This is a genomic window from Bifidobacterium sp. wkB344, assembly GCF_003688305.1.
GTDB lineage: Bacteria > Actinomycetota > Actinomycetes > Actinomycetales > Bifidobacteriaceae > Bombiscardovia > Bombiscardovia mizhiensis.
The window spans coordinates 308,436-328,425 of record NZ_NPOQ01000009.1 but is presented as its reverse complement, the minus strand read 5'-3'; the positions used below and the strand labels follow the sequence as shown (position 1 = coordinate 328,425).

The window sequence follows — 19,990 nt, the reverse complement described above, 5'->3', positions numbered from 1 at the left end:
CAGGCATTGCTCAATCATTTGCAAAGACCTGTCCCCATCAAAACGGGTCAGGCAACATTCGACCACATAGCCCAATCGACACCATACAAGCGTGACCGCGGTGATGAAGTAGACGCATGGACAAGTCATCACCATCGTCACTACCCACCTGGGGCTCCTTCCTCGAGCAGTCCTCATACCTGTCCGATCCTGAGGCGGCCGGAGCCTGCCCCTGCCACGCACGGGCAGCCCGTTGCCGGACCATGCTGGCCGATATGGCTCGGCAGTCGAGAACAACCCTGGTCCACCTGAGCGAATTAACCGGCCAAGCTCTAAGGGTCGACTGGCAGGGAAAGGCCGCTCAGGCCTACCGGGCCCAGGTACGGGCCATGGATGCCCTCTGCCAGGATCAGCGTATCCAGGCAGGACGCACCCTGAACCTGATCGATCAAGAGAGCCAGCCATGAAGCGGACGATCACCGCCGCACCAGACGCCAACGGTTACACCAGCACCGAATTGGATCATCTGACCGGCATGGCGGACCGGCTCAACCAGGCAGGTGGTGCCCTGACCACCCTGCAGACACAATGGATTCTTACCGATCAGGCCATCCGCAGAACCATGTTAGGACTGCCGGCACTCCCCTGCGCCCAGGCTGCCGTGCCGCCACCAGGTCACGCCCGTCTGCCCCTGGACCTGATGGTGACCTTCTGCAGTGACCAAGCTCAGTCCTGCGAAGACCTACGCGCCAAACTCCAGTCTGTGGCCGATCGGCTGACCAAGGCCTACGGGTTGTACTCGCAGGCGGAATCATTCATGGAAAAGCTGATGGACTCCCTGATATCCACGGCCGTGACCCTCTTTCAGCCCATCGCCCCGTACATGTTGGGAACCATCGGTCTGAGCCTGGGAGCAGCTAAACTGACCGGCAACCTGGATGCCTCGCAATTCCAGGAATTTCTGGAAACTACAGCCGGCATCCATCAGCCTCTGCTGGCCGCAGTCGCGTCCGACCTGACTTCAGACCACCATGATCCTATTGGCAGATTGGTCACCGATCCAGGCCTGCTGGTGCCCTTCATACTCGCTCATCTTCAGGGTGACCGGCTCACGATGGATCCTGTCCAGCCACAGGGCAAGGGGTTGGGCGAGGCTCATGACATCGCCACTGCTCTGCAGAATCTGGAGGCCTTGGGATCCTGCCGGGACGGCATTCCTTACGCAACCATCGCTGTACAACGATATCGGGAGGCGGACGGCAAGGACCGTTGGCTGGTCTACATACCCGGCACCAGCTCCCATCTCGATTCCCCCATCGGATGGGGCCAAAACATCCAGCTCATGAGCGACAAGGCTTCAGTACGCGAAAGTGCGGCCTCCCTGCGTCTAGTGGACCAGGCCATGCGGGAGGCCGGGGTGCGTCCGGACGATCCGGTCAGCCTGGTTGGTCATTCCCAGGGCGGCATCGTGGCCGCCACCATGGCCTCGGATCTTTCCAACCGTTACCATTTCGATCACATCGTGACCGTCGGATCACCCATCGCTCATCGCAAGATAGGGTCAGACACCTGGGTCACCAGCGTGGAGATGCGCGAGGAGCTGGTCTCCAGTCTTGATGGAGCCGACAACCCCTCGCGGCCCAATCAGCTGACCGTCAGAGGAAGGGCAGGCGGACCTCCCCCTCCAGGCGACAACCAAAGTGGCCGGTCGGTGACCACTGCCGGCCCCGGCAAGGAATCCACCCATGGCATGGCCTACCAGCGGGCGGCCTGGGCTGATGCCCGCGATCAGAATTCACCAGCCGTACGACGTCAGGACGACCACTTCGCCCATGCCATCGAGGGCGATCTGCAGGAGACCCGCTACTACCGCGGCAGGCTGCAGCGATGAGCGGGACACGCGGACCCCCAAGAGCACTCATATCGATTCCTGCTGGTTGACCCGGTCGTCTAGGCTGGAGGCATGAACCTGAGCCGAATCACCCCAGTCATCCCCCTCAACCCCTTGGACGGACGTTACCGCAGGCAGACCGCCGATCTGGTGGACTATCTGAGTGAACCTGCCTTGAACCGCGAGCGTATGCGGGTCGAGGTCGAATGGATGATCATGCTGGCCAACGGCTACCAAGGCAACGGCCAGCACCCGGTCCTGCCGGGTGTAAAGCCTCTGACCGAGGCTGAGCAGGCTTATCTGCGGGCCATCCCCGAGGATTTCGATGCCGATGGCATCACCGAACTGGCAGGTATCGAAGCCCAGACCCACCACGATGTCAAAGCAGTGGAATACTTCATCGACCGCCGTCTGGAGGCTGCAGCCACAGCCCTTGGCCCCGAGTCCCAACTTCCCAAGCTGACTCCCCTGGTCCACTTCGCCTGCACCAGCGAGGACATCAACAACCTGGCCTATGCCCGTTGCATCCGAGGCGGGGTCGAACAGGTCTGGCTCCCCAAGGCCACCCGGATCGAGAACCATCTGGCCACCATGGCAGAGCAATACCGTGATCTGCCCATGCTTGCCCTGACCCACGGCCAGCCGGCCACACCCACCACCCTGGGCAAGGAGATGGCGGTCTACGTCCACCGGTTGCACCGGCAGCTGGACAGGATCCGCAATCAGGACTACATGGGCAAGATGAACGGTGCCACTGGAACCTTTGGGGCCCATATGGCCGCCCTGCCGCAATTGGATTGGATTGATCTGACCCGGACCTTCATCACCGAGCGGATGGGCCTGGTCTGGAACCCATTGACCACCCAGATCGAGTCCCACGACTGGCAGGCCGAGCTCTTTGGCAACATCGCCCACCTGGGCCGGATCCTGCACAACCTGGCCGTGGATGTCTGGATGTACATCTCCCGTGGCGTCTTTGCCCAGGAACCTGTCAAAGGCGCGACAGGGTCCAGCACCATGCCCCACAAGGTCAACCCCATACGCTTCGAGAACGCCGAAGCCAATCTGGAGATCTCAGGGGCCCTGCTGGACACCCTGGCCACCACCCTCACCGAAACCCGCTGGCAGCGGGACCTGACTGACTCCACCACCCAACGCAACATCGGTTCGGCCCTGGGCTACAGCCTGCTGGCTCTGGACAACCTGGACGGCGGCCTGCAGACCATCCACCCCGACAAGGCCCTGATGGCCCGCGAGCTGGACAGCAATTGGGAGGTTCTGGGCGAGCCCATACAGACGGCCATGCGGGCCGCTGGGCTGGCTGGACGCTCAGGCATGGATCACCCCTACGAGCAGGTCAAGGAACTCATGCGGGGCAAGAGGATCGGCCGGGAGGATGTCGAGCACTTCATCGATGGCTTGGACCTGGACCAGGACACGGCCAGTCGGCTCAAAGCCCTGACGCCGGCAACCTACACCGGCGCAGCCGGAACCTTGGTGGACTTCGATCGCGACTGACCATGACCCCGTCCCAGTCGACCACCACCCCCGAGGACACTGATTCCGCCCACCCTGGACAGGCAGACCAGGTCGTCATCAGAGATACCCCACCCCAGCGGGTCCATGATGCCGAAGACCTACTTCGAGCCCTGGCAGCCCTGATCCTGGGAATCCTGGTCACTCTGGCAGCTGTCTACCTGAAAGGAATAGCGGCCGGGGTCGAGTCTGACATGCGCCAGGCTGGCAATGCCATGGACTGGCTCATGGACGTACCCACCGCTTTCCTCCAGCAGGCGGTGACGGTGACCGTGGTCCTGGCCGTGATTATCCATCTGCTGGTCAACAGGGAATGGATCCAGGCCATCACCGCCCCCCTGGCCATGTTCCTGGGGTTTGGGCTGGTCATGCTGACCTCCAACCTCATCCTGAAGGCGGGCAACCCGACCCTGATCGCCTCATTCAGCTCCCAGAACGCCATAGGGTCGCCCGTCCTGCTGCCTGACTTCTATGCCGGTCTGGCTGCCTTCCTGAGCGCAGCAGGACCCCGTCGCCTGCGCAGCTCGGTCAAGTGGGGATGGAACGCTCTATACGTCGTGGCCATCATCATGGTCGCCATATCCTCCAATTCGGCCAGCGGGGTTCTGGTCTCGCTTATCCTTGGACGAATCATGGGCATGGTCGTCCGATACCTGGCGGGCACGCAGAACAAGGGCGCCTGGGGACAGGGGGTGGTGCAGGCCATAGCCTCCATCGGTATCCATGCCACGAGTCTGGAACGTCAGGATCCCAGTCTGGACTCCGATGGTCAGCCCCTGCCAGCCCTCGACGACGACCTCATTGAGGCCTCCCGCATCTACAGAGCCCGTGACGGGCAAGGCCGCAACTACACGGTGTCGGTCATGGACGGCCAGCTGCACACCATGGGCTATCTGATGCAGCTCTGGCAGTGGATCAAGCTGTCCGGAGTCTCCATGCGCCGGGACCGGTCAGTCAGAAACTCCATGCAACACCACATGGCCCTGCTGACTGAATTGCGGGATCTGGGGCTGCCCGCCCTGCACCCTTATGGTCTGACGGAGAGCGCCGAATCCTCAATTCTGGTACTGGAGGATGATGTCCATCTTGATCCCCTGGAACCTGAGAACCTGGATGCCGACAGGGCCAAGCAGCTGATGGACTACCTTCGTCGGGCCAACGAGCGCGGCTTCACACACCGCCGCATCCGCCCGGAGACTTTGGCCATGGACCAGTCGGGCTCCATGGTCATCGCCGGCTGGGAGAACGGCGACAGCGCCAGCTCCCAGGCCAACATCGCCCTGGACCGGATCCAGCTTCTGGCCTTGATCGCCACAATGATCGGGGTGGATCAAGCCATTGATGCCGCCCGTGCCTCCTGGGGGGTCAAGACCCTGGCGGGGCTATCGCCATTCTGCCAGATGGTGGCCATTCCCGCACAGACCCAAGCCCTGCCCGGCTGGGATCGACAAATTCTGACTGACCTGCGCAAACAGTTGCAGGCTCTGGCTCCCCCTGAGTCGGTGGCTGAGACCGGCCAGGTAACCCTCTCACGTTTCAGTCTGCGCAGCTTCGTGGCCCTGGCCCTCTTGGTAGTAGCTGTGGCAGTCATTGTCACCCAGTTCAACCTGCCTCAGGTCATCAGCGCCGTCCGCAATGCCAATCCTTGGATGGCTGGACTCTCCTTCCTGCTGGGATCACTGTCCTGGGTGGGCTGCGCCATCACCCTAGGAGTCTTCATCGATCCTGCCAAGCGCGATTTCAAAGGTATCTTCCTATCCCAGGTGGCCTCCTCCTTCACCTCGGTCTCCATGCCTGCCGGAGTGGGGCCGGCCTTCGTCAACCTACAGTTCCTGCGGCGGGACGGTTATGGCAACACCATGGCCACGGCCATCATGAGCGCCGTGGTGGCCGTCCAGTTCGCGACCACCTTCTGCCTGCTGATCGTCATCGGACTGTTCACCGGGCGCAACACCCTATCCGGGATGATCCCCACCAACACCCTGGTCATCGTCATCGGAACAGTGGCCATCATCGCAGCCCTGATCATGGCCGTGCCTTACACACGGCGACTGGTCATGGAACGCTTGATGCCCATTGTGGCCTCCTATGCCCGCCACCTTGTAGAGATATTGACTCAGCCCCGACAGCTGGTAGTGGCCGTACTTGGGGCCGTGCTGCAGTCGGCAGCCTTGGGCATGAGTTTCTGGGCCGCCCTGATGGCCTTCGGCTGCAGGACCAACGTTTTCGAGACCACTTTCGTCTTCCTTCTGGCCAACACGCTAGGTTCGGCTGTCCCCACCCCTGGCGGCCTAGGGGCCATAGAGGCTGTGCTCTTCTCCGCCTTCCGCCTGGCTGGCGTCCCCTCAGGCGTGGCTATCTCGGCCACTCTGGTCTTCCGTGTAGCCACCTACTGGCTGCGCATCCCCCTGGGAGCCCTTGCCATGCGCTGGCTGAGCAAGCACAATCGCATCTGAAGAGCCCTTTGGACACTTTCATTCCCAAGGACCTCAAAAATCGCTTGATGAAATGTCGGAAACCCCCGAAAAATGCGGTGTTTGGGCCTAATCTGCGGTAATATCAGTCATTGACCGTTGGGCTTTCCCCAAATCAAGCAATGGGAGGCCCCCGAAAGAAGGATGTTCTATGGCATACAACAAGTCTGATCTCGTGTCGAAGATCGCGCAGAAGTCCAACCTGACCAAGGCTCAGGCGGAAGCTGCTGTCAACGCCTTCCAGGATGTCTTCGTCGAGGCCATGAAGTCCGGTGAGGGTCTGAAGCTGACCGGTCTGTTTTCGGCCGAGCGTGTCAAGCGCGCCGCTCGCACCGGCCGCAACCCCCGCACCGGTGAGACCATCAAGATTCCGGCCAGCTACGGCGTGCGGATCTCCGCAGGCTCGCTGCTGAAGAAGGCCGTCACCAACAAGAAGTGAAACCAGCCTTTCTTTCTACAAGGGCCCCGGCATCCATCCACGGATGCTGGGGCCCTTCTTGGTTAGAGAAGACCTAATGGAAGTCCCGCGGTGCAAACTGAGCTTCTAGGCACGAGGTTCTGCGGCATTCTTGAGAAAGTCCATCAAGGAGTGGTATCGGGGTGGGCCCAGATGATCGAAGGGGTCAGGCAGGGCAACCTCTACTCGGTGAGAGCCGCCTAGGACCAGGTTGCTCCAGTCGCATGACCAGCTGCGTGTTCCCCGGTCTGCTGCACGGACGAAGTCGCCACGCAGACGGGCCCGGGTATCCTCCGGAGGTTGATCCATGGCGCGACGTATCTCCGAGTCGTCGACCGGCGAGCGCATGAGCCCATGCCTGATCAGGCCAGGGAAGGATCTTCCGGCGCTCAGATCGTGATAGTCCAGATCCAGAGCCTCGGCCAGATCCCGTCCGGTCCCTCGTCGACTCAGGCCCTGGATCAACCGCAACTTGGCGGCCCAATCCACCCAGTCAGCCAGATCCTGCCAACGCCCCGCATCGAGCGCATCCAGGGCAACCCTCCAAAGTCGCAGGGCCTGCAGAGCCTGAGACCGGTCGATACCTATATCCTCCTGCTGGTCAACAAAAGCCTTGCAGGCCGACCAATAGGCCTCTTGCAGACCCAGAGCGCTGATACTGCCAGTTTTCGTGGAAGCCTGCAGTTCCAGAGTGACCCGGCCGGTCCGATCCCGACTGACGGCTCGGACGGCTGCACGGGGCTCAGCCAGGGCCCAGTCCGCCAGGTCTGGTCGTCGGCGTTGACGGCAGGCTTGCTCGATCAGGTTCAGGACCAAGTGAGTGCTGGCCATCTTGAACCAAGTGACCAACGGCGACCGGTTGGTATCCCCTACGATCACATGCAGACGCCGCCATCGTTCGGGATCGGCCAGAGGCTCGTCACGGGTGTTGACCATGGGACGGGCGCGGGTGGTGGCCGAAGAAACCGCCTCGTCCAGAAAGTCGGCCCGCTGGCTGATCTGGAAGCCATCTGGGTCCAGACGACCCGCCCCGGTGATCAACTGCCGGGTGACCAAAAAGGGGACCAGGCAGGCTCCGATCATGTCCAAGGGGACTCCCCGATCCAGCAGGTAGTTCTCATGGCAACCGAAGGCATGACCCTGGGCATCCACATTGTTGGCAAAGACATGCACCTTCACGGGTCTGCCCATGTCCTCCGTCAGGCGTTTCCCAGCGCGCTCCGCAAGGTCGGTCATGATCCGCTCCCCGGCCAGCACCTGTTTCAGGGCCGTCAGCGGATCGCGGGCCTCCGCCGTGGCATACTCCGGGTGGGAGCCCACATCCAGGTAAAGCCGAGCGCCATTGGACAGATAGATGTTGGTTGACCCGTGCTTCTCGATCAGAGGACGGAACATGGCCATGGCCACCCTGCCAGCAGCGTAGGGGCCACTGGCGCCGGTCAGGCTCAGTCCATACTCGGTCTCGATGCCGAATATTCTGCGAAAGTCCGAGTCAGTCCCCTGCCCATCCGCCATGGATCACTGGCCGCCCTTCTGGACGAAGCCCTGCACATACTCCTTGGCGTTGGTCTCCAGGGTGGTCTCGATGTCATCCAAGACGGCATCAAGATCGGACTGAGCCGTCTGACCCTGTTCATGCGTCCCGGTCTGCGGCAAATCCTCTTCCTGCTCCTGCTGCTGCCCGGCTGCCATATGCCGTCCCTGCTGGGATGCCTCAGCCATGGTCGCTCTCCTTCCCTGTGCGAATCAGCGTCCGCTCAGATAGGTGTTCAAATCCTCGGCAATGAGCCCGTTGGTGGCTACCACGTCGTTGCTGCCCTCCCAGCGCACGTGTCCGCCGTCCCAGCGCCAGAGGGTGCCCTTGGCCTCCCGAACCACGACAGCCGCCGCAGAGACAGCGGGGATGTCCCAGGAGTGCAGGGCCGGCTCGAAGTAGGCGTCGTAGCTGCCGTCCGCCACCCGACACAGGTCCAGCGAGACCGGACCAACACGCTTGATATCGGCAGGCTTGCCGGCCATGCGTGAAACGATCTGCAGAACCTTTTCGGACTCGTTGGGGAAGTAGGACATACCGAAGCTGATCACTGACCCATTCAGGGTGGTCATCGTGGAGGGGATGATCTTCTCCCGCTTGTCGCCCACAATAGTCCGTCGGATCCTGATGGCGCCCTGGCCCTTGGCGGCCAGATAAGTCAGGCCCAGGACCGGTGCATGCACAATGCCCAGGACCGGTGAAGCGTGACCCTTCTCGTCCACGGCGAAGAGGGAGATGGTCAGCGTCCATTCGGCCATGTTGCGCACATAGTTGACCGGACCGTCAATGTGGCCCAGGCACCAGTAACGACCGCCTGGACGGCGGTTGCCGGCCTCCTCTTCCCAGAAGCCGTCCATGGGGTCCAGGGCAGCGATCTTGGTCCGGCAGTATCGGATCAGACGCGTGTCAATGCCCGGCGAGAACTGGGTGCCCTGGCCGATGGCTGAGGTGGAGCGGGGATCGTGGGGGTTGATCTGGTCCTGGAGGGCATGACGACCGGCCTCCACAGCAATGGTGGCGGCCTGCATGGCCAAATCGCGCAATTCCATACTTCTCTTCTCTTTCAAACGGGTGGTCGAGGCATTGCCGACCGTGGTCCACCGGTGGTCGTCCTGTCGGATATCGGACTATTTTCTGCGCTACCTGCAGTATATGTCGCGGCCATCCCGGTAGGAAGACCGTGTGTGACTCAGCGGATCGGACAGATCCACCACCCTGGTCCTAGGCTCCCCATCCGGCCCCTGTTCCTTAAGAATGACACGACTCCAGGAGACAGCCCTGACCGCATCAGGGCAGCGGTGTAGCAGCCGGGAACGGTACCAGGCGCGAGTCTGCTCCGGCCCCTGGTCCATGGCTATAGTAATCTGGTCGGGATCAGCCAGTTGCAGGGCGGATCCTCTCAGTCGCCAAGGCAGGTCACGGCCGGGATCCACCCGTGCCCAGGCCAAATCCAGGGCAGCCAAACGGGGATCCGACCAGTCGGATATGGAACGGCGACGACGCAGACACTCCAGGAGCTGCCATTTGAGCAGCCATTCCAACCTGCCAGCCTGGTCGTGCATAGCCAGACGGGCCTCCTCGTCGCCCGAACGCACTGCGGCCAGATCTTCGAGCACCTGATCCCAGAGGTTCAGAACCCGGTCGTCGGCACATCCAGGCCTGTCGACATCCCGTCTGGCCTGGCAGGCCACATCCAACAATGCCCTTTGGATGGTCAGCGCATCGGCAAATCCTCCGTTTGCCAAGGCCAGCGGTTTGCTCAGGGTGACATCTCGCGAAACCGTGTGCAGGGCCGACACCGGATCATCCAGCGTCCAGCGATCCAACAGCTCATCGATCTGACAGGCCGAATCGTCCTCGGATTCCAAGAGGCCCAGCAGTAAATCAGTGGTTCCCAGCTTGAGGACCAAGGGCGCATCCAGCCGGTTGGCATCGCCCACAATCACATGGAGACGGCGACTGCCCGCCCCGGCATGTGACTCGTCTCGGGTATTGATGATCGGCCGCCCGAAGGTGGTCTGCAGTCCAATGCGGCTGGTCAGATAGTCGGCGCGCTGGCTGAGCTGGAAGCCGGCCTCCTCGCTCCTGGGCCCCAGACCCACCCTGCCCGAGCCGGTGTAGATCTGCCGGGTGACGAAATGAATGGTCATCAGAGCCGCCACCCTGGCGAAGGGCACCGCCCTATCCATCAGATAGTTTTCATGGGATCCCCAAGCGGCACCCTTGCCGTCCACGTTGTTCTTGTAGAGAGCAAGACCTCCGGCCCTTTTTGCGGCCTGGGCCATCATCCGATCACCAGAACGGTCCTGGACCAGCGCGTCGAAGGCATTCACTGTTTCCGCCGAGGCATACTCCGGGTGGGCATGATCCACGTAAATGCGAGCGCCATTAGGAGCTGCCACATCAATCAGCCGGGCGCCGGGCGCATCAGTGAGCATGCTCGGAGCGGCGGCGGAACGCGGCAGCCGACCTCCCCTGGCATCATTGACCGGGTCCTCTTGCCCGTAGTCCCAGCGGATATGCGCCAAGGCCGGCTGGGCGGCGGCCCTTACCAGACGCAGGGCCAGGGTACGTGGATCGGCGCCGGGATCCTGGGGATCGGCTATGGCGTACTCCGTCTCGGTACCCATAACCCGCCCGGCATTCATGATCGCTCCCCTGGCCCGTCAACCGGGCGAACCTCCTGAACCTGCCCTGGGCGCAGTCCTGCCAGATCGGCCCAGCGGTCCGGATCCTGCCCACTGAGCTCCTCCAGCGTGTCCTCATACTGCCCACGGACCGCCCTCGCGCAGAAACCGCGGTCAAGACCCACCTGCCGACCCTGTTCGATGGAGGCCTTGACCGCCATGGTCTTGACCCGATCAACCAGGTTATGCAGCATGGCGCCGGAGACCACTGACTCTAGGTAGAGAGACTGCCAGCGACCCCTGGCATCCATGATTCTGCCCAGCAGGTGGTCATCATCCCGAGCGAAGAGTCCGTCGACCAGCACCTGGATCAGCTCCTCCGGCTCGGCATCATCCTCCATGGGCATATCGGAGCCCAGATATTTGCCCAGAATGGCAGCTGACCTGGTTCTATCGGGCCGATCGATGCGGATCTTGACATCCAGCCGTCCAGGGCGCAGAACCGCCGGGTCGATCATGTCAATGCGGTTGGAGGCGCCGATGACCATGACCTGGTCCAGGGATTCTACACCGTCCAGCTCGGTCAGGAACTGGGGGACGATGGTGGTCTCCACATCCGACGAGATACCAGAACCTCGGGTTCGCAACAGGGCATCCATCTCGTCGATGAAGACCACCACCGGTCCACCCTGGCCTGCCAGGTTGTGGGCCCGGGCGAAGAGACGGCGGATCAGCCGTTCGGACTCGCCCACGAACTTGTTGAGCACCTCAGGGCCCTTAACTGACAGAAAGACCCCATGACCGTCGCTCTCCTGGGCCAGGGCACGGGCCAGGGCCTTGGCGATCATGGTCTTGCCATTGCCGGGCGGACCGTAGAGCAGGACACCCTTGGGGGCCTGAAGCCCATAACGACGCATGAGATCAGCATGCTGGAAGGGCAGCTGGACTGCATCCCGGATCCGCCCGATCTGCCTGTCCAGACCGCCAATATCCGAGAAGTCCACGTCAGGAGTCTCCTCCAGGAGCATGTCGGCCTGATCCGACTCAGGCAGCACAGCCAGGGCCATCGAACAGCTTTCGTCCATGAGCAAGGCGCTGCCCGCCTCGATGGGCTGGTCCTGCAGAGAGCCCGCACGCGCGGCTACGCGGGTCTGACCGGAGGGGTCTTCCACCAACAGGGCACCGGATTCCAAGGTCTCCCGCAGCGTGCGGACCTGCCCGGTCACCGGCTGATCGCCCACACGCACCACCACCATATCGGCGTTTAGCAGAACCTCCTGACCGGCCCGGATCCGCTCGGCGTGGATATCAGGCGCCAGGGGGACGACCATCCGTCTGGAACCGTTCAGGATCAGCAGACGGGCCTGCTGCACCCCCTGGCTGTCATAGGCGACGGAATCCACGCCCAAGGCCAGGGCGACGGTCAAGGGAGGTTGGCCCAGCTGTGCCAACTGGCTCTTGGCCTTGGACAGTTCCTTGGCAGCCCTGGTCAGCGCGGCAGCCAAGGCCCGGTTGCGCCGTTCCCCGGCCTGATCCTGGTCATTGGCATCGTCAGCTTGCTCAACATCATCGGACTGCATGACTTCCCTTTCCCTCCATCGTTCGCCCTTGGAATCCCCGCACGGCTTGGACAGCCAGCCGGGGAGGTGCTCAGCTGCAGTGGGCCCCGTCTTCCAAACGAGCTCCACGGGCCCAGTCCATGGCCTTCATGGCGCGTTTGCCGGCAGCCTTGACCATCTGCAGCTCCAGGGGCAGGGTCTTGGTACCCACCCAGAGGTGATGACGGTCCATGGCCAGCCGACCCGGTTCCAGGTGCGCCGGAAGACCGGACTCATCCCCTCGGGCCGGCGCCGCCCTGAGCACGGTCAGTCCTGTCTGCTCGTCCTGCGGGCCATCGCCCCGCTGATACAGACACCAGGCTCCCGGTTCCGGACTGCAGGCGCGAACCTGCCGATCCAAGGCAAAGACGGGCACATCGAAACGCATGTGGGCATCCTGATGGGTGATTTTGGCCGCCACCTGATAGGCGCCCCGCGTCTGCTCCTTGGGTTGAATCCGACCCTCCGCAAGGGCCTCCAGACTGGCAGCCAGCAGGTGGGATCCGTCCTCAGCCAGGCGATTCAGTAGCTCGCCCGAGGTCTCGTGCGACCCGATCTCCACGGTGGACTGAGCCAGGATGGGCCCTTCATCCATGCCAGCCGTGAGCCGGAAGACCGTGGCGCCAGTGATGGTATCCCCGGCCCAGATGGCCCGCTGTACTGGGGCTGCTCCACGCCACTGCGGCAGCAGGGAAAAGTGTAGGTTGTACCAGCCACCCTCAAAGGCATCCAGGACCGGCTGGCGCAGGATCCGTCCGTAGGCCACGACAGCCGCACAGTTGGCACCCGTATCCTTCAGCCGCGCCGGAAAATCCGGATCGGATGGGTTGTCCTCAAGAACGGGAATCCCCAGCTTGATGGCCTCAGCCTTGACCGGACTGGGTTGCAGATGCCTTCCACGCCCCTGGGGTGCGTCGGGTCTGGTGAGCACGGCGGCAACCCGGAAATGCTCCTGGTCGGCCGCCAGCAATCTCAGGGAGGGCAAGGCGACCTGGGGTGTGCCCGCAAACAGCAATGTCATGACCATATCGTCTATCTCCTTTTCATCTGACGGCTTCGGAACTCTGCACGTTCAATGCACCTGAGGAATGTTCACCCCTGCCTCAATCAGAGCAGTGCGCAGCCCGTAGGGGTCGCTGAATCGCAGACTGCGGATACCGGCCTTGTTGGCACCTACTACATTCATACCCTTGTCATCCACGAAGAGGGTCCTGTCAGCCTGGATTCTGAACTGGTCCAGGGCGTACCGGTAGATGGCCGGGTCAGGCTTGCGCATGTGAATGGGCCCGGAGACCACCACACCGTCCAGCCTATGCAGGAAGGAGTCGCCATCCCAGGCGTGATGGAAGAGTTCAGCACCCCAGTTGGTCAGCCCCCAGACACCCAGGCCTGCCGCCTTGAGATCCTCCACCAGCATACGTGCCCCGGGTACAGGTCCGGTCAGTGAATCGACGAAATGATCACAGTAGTAGGCGAACATGGCATCCCAAGGAGCCCCGCAGTTGTCGGCCACCCAATCACGTGCCTGGGCGCAGGTGGCTCCGCCATCCATCATGTTGTTGGCACGATAGAAGCCGGAACGGCTGTCGTCCAGCATGGCTTCGATGCTCTTGCGCCCGTACCTGGCCACCATGGCCATCTCGGGCTGCCAACGAATCAAAACGTTGCCGAAGTCGAAGATGACCTGCTCGATGGGCTGACCCTGGGCCTGAGCCGCCGCCTGCTCAGCCTGGATCACATCTGCCTCAACCCGAATCTCGCCCGGCCATCCCTTCATGCCTCTCCGCCTTTCCTGAATTCGTTCATCTGCGCCTCTGCCTGCGCCCCCTCATGAAACCACGCCGCATAGACCCTGTAAGTTTCGCCTGGAGCGACAATCAGGTCAGGTCCTTGGGATCCATCCGGAAGCGCAACTCCCCTCGTCCGCGACCGGCCACGTACCTGGCCTGAGCCTGCTTGAGATCGTCAGCCAGCTTATCCCTGGAACTGGTGGGTACCCGAACCAGGGCTTGGACCCTATCCTGAGTTCCCTCCAGATAGCCGGCTTTCAGCGTGGAAGGCGCCGATATGGGCACGGGGCCAAGCAGAGCAGGGACCGGCTCAGGACCGGCATCTGTCATAGCCTCCTGCTCCGGCGTAATCCCAACGGCATCCAGCATCCAAGTGACGGCCTCCCTTTCGCCCCATATGGCAGCCATGCCGACCGCAGGGGGCATGGCAGTCAACCGACGGTCCGCCAGATCGGCAGCCGCCAACACCGGCCCCTGCCAGGTCATCAGCGCCTGGGCCAGCTGGGGATCGCACTCCCCCAACAGGAGCACCTGACCTCCCTGGGCCCGGGGGCGACAGAAGGAGGCCACGCGCATCCAGGCTCCCAGGGTGTCCATACGTGCATCGACGCCAGGGGCATACAGACTGGTCCAGGCATCCAGAATGGCCACGGCCCGGTATCCTCGCGACAGCCGGGGCAGGTCCGAATCACCTGTGTCTGTATTGTTGCCTTCAACACTCGAAGCGACCACTCTAGGCTCGGCACCCGGGGTGGCGATGACCAGGCTGGGACGATCCTGTATGCGTTCGACCACCCCGCGAGGCTGGCTGGGCGAAGAGATGACAATGGGCACATTTCTGAAGAGCATGCGCAGCTCCTGGGCCGTCCCGGCGGCACCTACCCTGACCACCCGAAGCCGCGAACCCCCGCAATCCGGACAGGACCAGTCCGTAGCCGCAGCCCCGCACCAGGCGCATCGAGGCGCACCAGGCCGCCTCGCCCGCAGGGGTCCGGTGCAACGCGGGCAACGAGCCTGATGATGGCAGCGAGCGCAACTCAGGCTTTCGAAGATGCCGTCCTGAGGGATGGACAGCAGAACCGGACCACGCTCCAAGGCTTTGTCAATAACCGCGACGGCGGTATGCGGAACCCGGGCACCCATGGTCGGGTCGGCCAGATGGCTCAGTTCCTCCCGGTTCAGCCAGCGGATCCAGGGCTGCAGGGTCGTCACCGTAGGCCGGTCAAGCGCCAAAGCGGTGCCTGGACCGGTCACACCGGAGTCCGCCTCGGCGGCCTCGGGCAGACTCTCCCAGTGGGAGCGCACGCTTCTGGCACGGGCCATGGCCAGGAATACGCCGCCGTGGGCACGCGCCCGCAACCTCAGCACTCCACGGGCATTGGCATAGGGCATCATCCCATCGGCGTACTGGTAGCTGGCATCGTCCATCAGGGCGAAGAGGGCGGGCCCCTCCACCGGGGCGTACATGGCAGCCCGCAGCCCGATGACGCAGCGGACCTGACCTGAAGCCAGGGCAAGGTAGGCCCTGTAGCGTTCGGCGGGAGCCATGCCGCTATCCAGAATGGCGAAATCACCGGACCAGCCGTGAGCCTCCTGTTGACCAGGACCGACGGCAACAGAGGGGCCAAAGGGACGCAACCCCAGCTGCTGGAGGACTGCGGACAGGTGGGCCACCTGACGGGTGCCAGGCAGCACCATAACCGCCGATCGGCCGGCCAGCAGGGCCCCTATCAGCACCCTGGCAGCCAGCAGGGCGGCCTGGTCCATACCGGGCAGAATATCGGTCAGATAGGACGTGAACGTATCCTCTTCCAGCGACTGGTCCAGTTTCTCCAGTCCCTGATAGCCCGGATCAAGCCTCTGTTTCAGATCCCTCTGCCGCTGGGCCAGCCCAGCCACCCAGGCGGGGTCAGACGCCAGCCGGGGCTGACCGGGAACCAGCTGCTGCTCCTTGTCGATGCGGGCCACACGAGGGGGCAGGGCCAGACGCAGAATATTGGCCTCAGTACCCCCATAGGCCCTGGCGATGGCAGTGATGTCCGCGCGCAGGGAAGATGAGATCAGGCTGCGATCCAGCACCACCCGCTCCAGGAAACGCAGGGAGGCACGGGGAACCTGGCTGTCTGCCGCGCGTTCCCAGATGATGCCGTTGACCCTGCGCGCCCCGAACCGGACGCGAACCAGACATCCCGGCTGTGCATGATCGTCCTGGTCCGCATCCACCAGATAATCAAAGGTCCCGCCCAGATGAGTGGCCTGCACATCCAGCACCACCCGTGCCACAGGGAGTTCATGGGCCGGTCGGCGCGGAGGTTTCTTTCGACTACTGCTCGAACGACGGCGTGGGGCAAGACCATCCAGGGCTGGCTGACTGACGTCCTGCGAATCCATGGCTTCTCCCCTCGCTTTCACAATTAAGAGAGCCACGGCGGATTCCCCAGTCGATGACCTAGGAACCCGCCGTGGCTCTTGATGAACAGCTACTACCTGGTCATGCCGATGGCGGCCTTGAGCTCGCCCACCTTGTCCACCTGCTCCCAGGTGAAGTCGGGATCCTCCCGGCCGAAGTGCCCGTAGGCTGCAGTCTTGGCGTAAATGGGCCTCAACAGATCCAGCTCATCAATGATGGCTGCCGGCCGCAGGTCGAAGACCTCGCGCACAGCCTCCTGAATCTGTTCCCGGGTGACTCCCTGCTCGGTGCCGTAGGTCTCTACGTTGACGCTGACCGGATCGGCCACACCAATGGCATAGGCCACCTGGACCTCGACCTTGTGTGCCAGACCAGCGGCCACAATGTTCTTGGCCACCCAACGCGCGGCGTAGGCAGCAGACCGGTCGACCTTGCTGGGATCCTTGCCGGAGAAGGCGCCGCCTCCGTGATGGGCCGCACCGCCATAGGTGTCCACGATGATCTTGCGACCGGTCAGTCCTGCGTCAGCCGCAGGACCGCCCAGGACAAAGGAACCGGTAGGATTGACCAGCACCCGGTAGCCCTGGTGTTCGACGGCCTTGCCGCAGACGCGATCCAGGACGGGCGTGATGACATGCTCCATCAACTGCTCCTGCAGCCAGTCATGCCCCACCTCGGGATCGTGCTGGGTGGAGATGAGGACCGTATCCACCCGGCGGGGGCGGTCATCCTGATCATATTCGATGGTGACCTGGGTCTTGCCGTCGGGCCGCAGGTGTGGGATGATCCCCTCCTTGCGCACCTGTGCCAGTCGAAAGGCCAGCTGGTGGGCCAGATAGATGGGCAGGGGCATGAGCGTGTCGGTCTCATCACAGGCGTACCCGAACATGACTCCCTGGTCGCCGGCCCCCTGGGACTGGTAACGCTCCTCACGGGTGGCAGCGCTCTCCTGGCTGGCCGACAGCCGTTCCACGCCCTGGTTGATTTCCTTGCTCTGCTCACTCAGCGCCACGGTCACGCCGCAGGAATCCGCGTCCAGTCCGATATCGGATGAGGTGTAGCCGATCCTGCGCAGCACCGACCGAACTTGGGACTGAATATCCGTGTAACCCTGGGATGAAACCTCTCCGAAGACGAAGAAGAGGCCGGTGGCCGCCGAGGTCTCCACGGCCACATGCGAGTGCGGATCCTGGGCGATCAAATCGTCCAGGATGGCATCGGAAATCTGGTCGCAGACCTTGTCTGGATGGCCCTCGGTCACTGATTCAGCCGAAATCAGCTGTCGCTCTGTCATTTCATTCACCTTTGTCTAGAAACCGTCACCGTCCGAGAACCCTGCACTGAGAGTCGAAGGCTCAGTTGCCTTCGCTCAGATCATCCTCGCCCAGGGTCTCTTCAAGCAGGCCCTCGTTGATCTCACGGAAGGCGATGGACAGGGGCTTCTCCTGGTTCTGGTACTCAACCAGCGGGCCGACGTTCTGCAGCAGGCCCTCATTGAGCTGTGTGAAATAGGAATTGATCTGACGGGCCCGCTTGGCCGCGAAGATAGAGAGCGCATACTTCGAATCGGCGTGCTTCATGAGGTCGTCGATGGGAGGATTCGCAAATCCCTGCGGATGGGGCTCGGTACCGAATGCCATAAGATGTTTCTCCAATTCAACTGGATGAACCATTCATTCAATCTGAATGATTTTACCGCCCGGGCTCGATTTTAGCCTCGAATGCTTCTCTGCCGGGGAAAGCGGAGCGAGAACCTCGGAAATTCCAACATGTGGTCATGTTCAAACCGTTGATGCCTGCGATCACTTGAATAAAACTATGCAGATGCGATCAGCCAAATTAATGAAGGAACGAGAGTTCGCGGGCGCCCGTGCTCTCTATCGTGCCGCTGGCGTCAAGGGTGAGGACTTCGGCAAGCCCATCGTGGCCATCGCCAACTCCTTCTCCGAATTCGTGCCCGGCCACGTCCACCTGAACAAGGTGGGGCGTCTGGTCTCCAAGGCCGTCAAGGAAGCGGGCGGCATCCCCCGCGAATTCAATACCATCGCCGTGGACGACGGCATCGCCATGGGCCATACGGGCATGCTCTACTCTCTGCCCAGCCGTGACCTGATCGCGGACGCCGTGGAGTACTCGGTCAACGCCCACTGCGCCGATGCCCTGATCTGCATTTCCAACTGCGACAAGATCACCCCTGGCATGCTCATGGCCGCTCTGCGTCTGAACATTCCCACAGTCTTCGTCTCCGGCGGCCCCATGGAGGCCGGGCGCACGGTCATGCCCGACGGGACAGTCCAGGAGAGCACAGACCTTATCGACGTCATGTACGCCTCGGCTGACGACAGCATCGACGATGCGGGTCTGCTGGCACTGGAGAAGACGGTCTGCCCCACCTGCGGTTCCTGCGCCGGCATGTTCACCGCCAACTCCATGAACTGCCTGACCGAGGCCATGGGTCTGGCCCTGCCCGGCAACGGCACCACCCTGGCCTCGCACACAGCCCGGAAGATGCTCTTCGAACGGGCCGGCAAGCTGGTCGTCGAGATTGCCAACCGGTACTACCAGGATGACGACGACTCGGTCCTGCCACGGTCCATCGCCACCAAGAAGGCCTTCGAAAACGCTATGACCATGGATGTGGCCATGGGCGGGTCTACCAACACCGTCCTGCACATTCTGGCCGCTGCACAGTCGGCGGATGTGGACTTCACCCTGGACGACATCGAGCGCATCTCCCACACAGTCCCCTGCATCTGCAAGGCCTCTCCCTCCGGAGACTGGGAGATATCCGACGTCCACCGCGCTGGCGGCATCTGCGGCATCCTGGGCGAGCTGGACCGTGGCGGAGTGCTGCACAAGGACACGCATTCCATCGACTATCCGGATCTGGAGTCCAAACTCAACGACTGGGACATCATGCGCCCCACCTGCCTGGACCAGGCCAAGGAGCTCTACCACGCAGCGCCCGGACACATCACTTCCCCCGAGCCCTTCAACCAGTCCAAGGAGTGGGAGGACCTGGACACCGACCGTGTCAACGGCGCCATCCATGACCTGGATCATCCTGCCGTCTCCGAAGGCGGTCTGGCCATACTGCGCGGCAATCTGGCCCCCGATGGCTGCGTGGTCAAGACCGCCGGTGTGCCCAAGGAAATCTGGAACTTCCGCGGACCGGCCCTGGTGGTCGAATCGCAGGAACAGGCCGTGGAGGTCATTCTCAACGGCACCCTGCACAAGGGTCAGGCCCTGGTCATCCGTTACGAGGGACCCAAGGGCGGCCCCGGCATGCAGGAGATGCTCTACCCCACCTCATTCGTCAAGGGCAAGGGCATCGGCAAGGACGTGGCCCTGCTGACCGACGGTCGCTATTCCGGCGGCTCATCCGGCCTGGCCATCGGCCATATCGCTCCTGAAGCAGCCAACAAGGGCCCCATCGCCCTGATCCGCAACGGCGACATGATCCGCATCGACATCCCCAACCGGCGCGTAGACGTCGAGCTGAGCGATGAGGAACTCGCCCAGCGTCGCGCAGAACTCGAAGCCGGCGAGGGCTATGTGGCCCACAGGGACCGCAAGGTTTCCCTGGCGCTGAAAGCCTATGCCGCTTTCGCCCGCTCTGCAGACAAGGGCGCCACCCGCGACCCTGACCTGATCAACCGACTGTCAGGCTTGGACTGATAGACTAAAATCCTTC

At 62.6% G+C, this 19,990-nt stretch carries 16 protein-coding genes; 6 read left to right on the top strand and 10 right to left on the bottom strand.

Features of this window, described 5'->3' with window-relative positions; translation table 11 throughout:
* Nucleotides 1-116 precede the first annotated feature (116 nt).
* From CI601_RS02930 to CI601_RS02910, 5 genes are all read left to right on the top strand, one after another.
* Nucleotides 117-446, top strand: a complete 330-nt coding sequence (locus tag CI601_RS02930) for a hypothetical protein (protein ID WP_121914210.1) — start codon at nt 117-119, stop codon at nt 444-446.
* Entirely contained in the window at nt 443-1,870 is a 1,428-nt protein-coding gene (locus CI601_RS02925; RefSeq protein WP_121914209.1) for an alpha/beta hydrolase, read from the top strand. Before CI601_RS02930 ends, CI601_RS02925 begins: the two co-directional genes overlap by 4 nt.
* A gap of 72 nt (nt 1,871-1,942) precedes the next feature.
* Complete coding sequence (gene purB / locus CI601_RS02920; RefSeq protein ID WP_024626585.1) at nt 1,943-3,388, top strand: adenylosuccinate lyase; 1,446 nt, start codon at nt 1,943-1,945, stop codon at nt 3,386-3,388.
* 2 nt (nt 3,389-3,390) lie between these two features.
* Complete coding sequence (locus tag CI601_RS02915) at nt 3,391-5,862, top strand: lysylphosphatidylglycerol synthase transmembrane domain-containing protein (RefSeq protein WP_183129713.1); 2,472 nt, start codon at nt 3,391-3,393, stop codon at nt 5,860-5,862.
* A gap of 169 nt (nt 5,863-6,031) precedes the next feature.
* Entirely contained in the window at nt 6,032-6,319 is a 288-nt protein-coding gene (locus tag CI601_RS02910) for an HU family DNA-binding protein (RefSeq protein WP_015022121.1), read from the top strand.
* Between the two features lie 105 nt (nt 6,320-6,424).
* On the opposite strand, the gene CI601_RS02905 is transcribed toward CI601_RS02910, so the two are convergent.
* From CI601_RS02905 to rpoZ, 10 genes are all read right to left on the bottom strand, one after another.
* The gene (locus CI601_RS02905) at nt 6,425-7,852 is read right to left on the bottom strand and encodes a proteasome accessory factor PafA2 family protein (protein ID WP_121914208.1); all 1,428 of its coding nucleotides are present in this window, start codon (nt 7,850-7,852) and stop codon (nt 6,425-6,427) included.
* A gap of 3 nt (nt 7,853-7,855) precedes the next feature.
* Entirely contained in the window at nt 7,856-8,059 is a 204-nt protein-coding gene (locus CI601_RS02900; RefSeq protein ID WP_121914207.1) for a ubiquitin-like protein Pup, read from the bottom strand.
* 24 nt (nt 8,060-8,083) lie between these two features.
* Entirely contained in the window at nt 8,084-8,920 is an 837-nt protein-coding gene (locus tag CI601_RS02895) for an inositol monophosphatase family protein (protein ID WP_045924645.1), read from the bottom strand.
* A gap of 90 nt (nt 8,921-9,010) precedes the next feature.
* Nucleotides 9,011-10,519: a depupylase/deamidase Dop gene (dop, locus tag CI601_RS02890; protein WP_121914206.1), complete on the bottom strand. Its 1,509-nt coding sequence runs from the start codon at nt 10,517-10,519 to the stop codon at nt 9,011-9,013.
* Nucleotides 10,516-12,078 (bottom strand): proteasome ATPase, encoded by a 1,563-nt coding sequence (gene arc, locus CI601_RS02885; RefSeq protein WP_121914205.1) that lies wholly within the window; start codon nt 12,076-12,078, stop codon nt 10,516-10,518. The genes dop and arc overlap by 4 nt, the downstream gene beginning before the upstream one ends.
* Before the next feature lie 70 nt (nt 12,079-12,148).
* The gene (gene fmt, locus CI601_RS02880) at nt 12,149-13,123 is read right to left on the bottom strand and encodes a methionyl-tRNA formyltransferase (RefSeq protein WP_121914204.1); all 975 of its coding nucleotides are present in this window, start codon (nt 13,121-13,123) and stop codon (nt 12,149-12,151) included.
* Nucleotides 13,124-13,168: 45 nt separating this feature from the next.
* On the bottom strand, nt 13,169-13,873 hold the full coding sequence (locus tag CI601_RS02875; protein WP_121914203.1) for an HAD family phosphatase: 705 nt from the start codon (nt 13,871-13,873) through the stop codon (nt 13,169-13,171).
* A 100-nt stretch (nt 13,874-13,973) separates the two neighbouring features.
* Nucleotides 13,974-16,277: a primosomal protein N' gene (locus tag CI601_RS02870; protein ID WP_121914202.1), complete on the bottom strand. Its 2,304-nt coding sequence runs from the start codon at nt 16,275-16,277 to the stop codon at nt 13,974-13,976.
* Nucleotides 16,278-16,369: 92 nt separating this feature from the next.
* Entirely contained in the window at nt 16,370-17,590 is a 1,221-nt protein-coding gene (gene metK / locus CI601_RS02865; RefSeq protein ID WP_121914201.1) for a methionine adenosyltransferase, read from the bottom strand.
* Nucleotides 17,591-17,651: 61 nt separating this feature from the next.
* Complete coding sequence (gene rpoZ / locus CI601_RS02860; RefSeq protein WP_015022131.1) at nt 17,652-17,936, bottom strand: DNA-directed RNA polymerase subunit omega; 285 nt, start codon at nt 17,934-17,936, stop codon at nt 17,652-17,654.
* 178 nt (nt 17,937-18,114) lie between these two features.
* Between rpoZ and ilvD the strand changes: the two genes are divergently transcribed.
* Nucleotides 18,115-19,974 (top strand): dihydroxy-acid dehydratase, encoded by a 1,860-nt coding sequence (ilvD, locus tag CI601_RS02855; protein ID WP_121914200.1) that lies wholly within the window; start codon nt 18,115-18,117, stop codon nt 19,972-19,974.
* Nucleotides 19,975-19,990 lie beyond the last annotated feature (16 nt).

Excerpts from the sequence above, each read along its gene's own strand:
- CI601_RS02870 (WP_121914202.1), bottom strand. The coding sequence starts at position 16,277 with ATGGATTCGCAGGACGTCAGTCAGCCAGCCCTGGATGGTCTTGCCCCA.
- dop (WP_121914206.1), bottom strand. The coding sequence starts at position 10,519 with ATGAATGCCGGGCGGGTTATGGGTACCGAGACGGAGTACGCCATAGCC.
- CI601_RS02925 (WP_121914209.1), top strand. The coding sequence starts at position 443 with ATGAAGCGGACGATCACCGCCGCACCAGACGCCAACGGTTACACCAGC.
- CI601_RS02905 (WP_121914208.1), bottom strand. The coding sequence starts at position 7,852 with ATGGCGGATGGGCAGGGGACTGACTCGGACTTTCGCAGAATATTCGGC.
- arc (WP_121914205.1), bottom strand. The coding sequence starts at position 12,078 with ATGCAGTCCGATGATGTTGAGCAAGCTGACGATGCCAATGACCAGGAT.
- CI601_RS02875 (WP_121914203.1), bottom strand. The coding sequence starts at position 13,873 with ATGAAGGGATGGCCGGGCGAGATTCGGGTTGAGGCAGATGTGATCCAG.
- CI601_RS02910 (WP_015022121.1), top strand. The coding sequence starts at position 6,032 with ATGGCATACAACAAGTCTGATCTCGTGTCGAAGATCGCGCAGAAGTCC.
- CI601_RS02915 (WP_183129713.1), top strand. The coding sequence starts at position 3,391 with ATGACCCCGTCCCAGTCGACCACCACCCCCGAGGACACTGATTCCGCC.
- rpoZ (WP_015022131.1), bottom strand. The coding sequence starts at position 17,936 with ATGGCATTCGGTACCGAGCCCCATCCGCAGGGATTTGCGAATCCTCCC.
- metK (WP_121914201.1), bottom strand. The coding sequence starts at position 17,590 with ATGACAGAGCGACAGCTGATTTCGGCTGAATCAGTGACCGAGGGCCAT.
- fmt (WP_121914204.1), bottom strand. The coding sequence starts at position 13,123 with ATGGTCATGACATTGCTGTTTGCGGGCACACCCCAGGTCGCCTTGCCC.
- CI601_RS02900 (WP_121914207.1), bottom strand. The coding sequence starts at position 8,059 with ATGGCTGAGGCATCCCAGCAGGGACGGCATATGGCAGCCGGGCAGCAG.
- CI601_RS02930 (WP_121914210.1), top strand. The coding sequence starts at position 117 with ATGGACAAGTCATCACCATCGTCACTACCCACCTGGGGCTCCTTCCTC.
- purB (WP_024626585.1), top strand. The coding sequence starts at position 1,943 with ATGAACCTGAGCCGAATCACCCCAGTCATCCCCCTCAACCCCTTGGAC.
- ilvD (WP_121914200.1), top strand. The coding sequence starts at position 18,115 with ATGCAGATGCGATCAGCCAAATTAATGAAGGAACGAGAGTTCGCGGGC.
- CI601_RS02895 (WP_045924645.1), bottom strand. The coding sequence starts at position 8,920 with ATGGAATTGCGCGATTTGGCCATGCAGGCCGCCACCATTGCTGTGGAG.